Below are 564 nucleotides of genomic sequence, written 5' to 3'. Positions count from 1 at the left end.
GATAAGTTCGCCTCACAAGAGAAAGAAGCTCAAGAGGCCGTAACCGCTTACAAACCACTGGCGAAAGTGGAAGTGCCTTATTCGACGGGCAAGTTCCCAACAACGCGCTACTGTTTGATGGAAATGAAGCCCAAGACTGGTCGCAAGCACCAATTGCGTCGTCACATGGCCCACCTACGTCACCCAATTGTGGGGGACACATCGCACGGTGATGGTAAACACAACAAATTGTTCCGTAACGAATTTGATTCACACCGCTTGCTGTTACATGCTTCGGAGCTGCGTTTTGTGCATCCGTTTACAAATGAAGAGCTGGTGATGAAAGCGAGTATCGACGATACGTGGCAGCAATTGTTTACTCGATTTGAGTGGGACGAAGAGCTCGTTAAGTAAAGAGGCTGTGCTCTAGCGAAGAGAAATAGAAAAGGGTTGGCATGTTTACCAACCCTTTTTGTTGTTTACCGATTCTTAAAGGCTATTTGAGTTTTTCTAGATCCGCTTCGATCTCGGCGATCTTGCTAGAAACGACTTTTTCTAAATGGCGAAGATCAGAAAGAATCTTTT

At 45.9% G+C, this 564-nt stretch carries 2 protein-coding genes; one reads left to right on the top strand and one right to left on the bottom strand.

The window, feature by feature from the left end; all coding sequences use genetic code 11:
* On the top strand, positions 1–393 hold a 393-nt coding region (locus R7040_RS28775), incomplete at its 5' end, for a pseudouridine synthase (RefSeq protein ID WP_318097938.1).
* Positions 394–475: 82 nt separating this feature from the next.
* Here the strand turns inward: R7040_RS28775 and R7040_RS28770 are convergent.
* Positions 476–564 (bottom strand): DUF3461 family protein (locus R7040_RS28770; RefSeq protein ID WP_140206387.1); only part of this gene is annotated, 89 nt, incomplete at its 5' end.

It is taken from the genome of Vibrio sp. 1069 (assembly GCF_033340555.1).
Note: the sequence above shows the minus strand (reverse complement) of the source record. Positions and strands in the feature narration are given on the sequence as shown.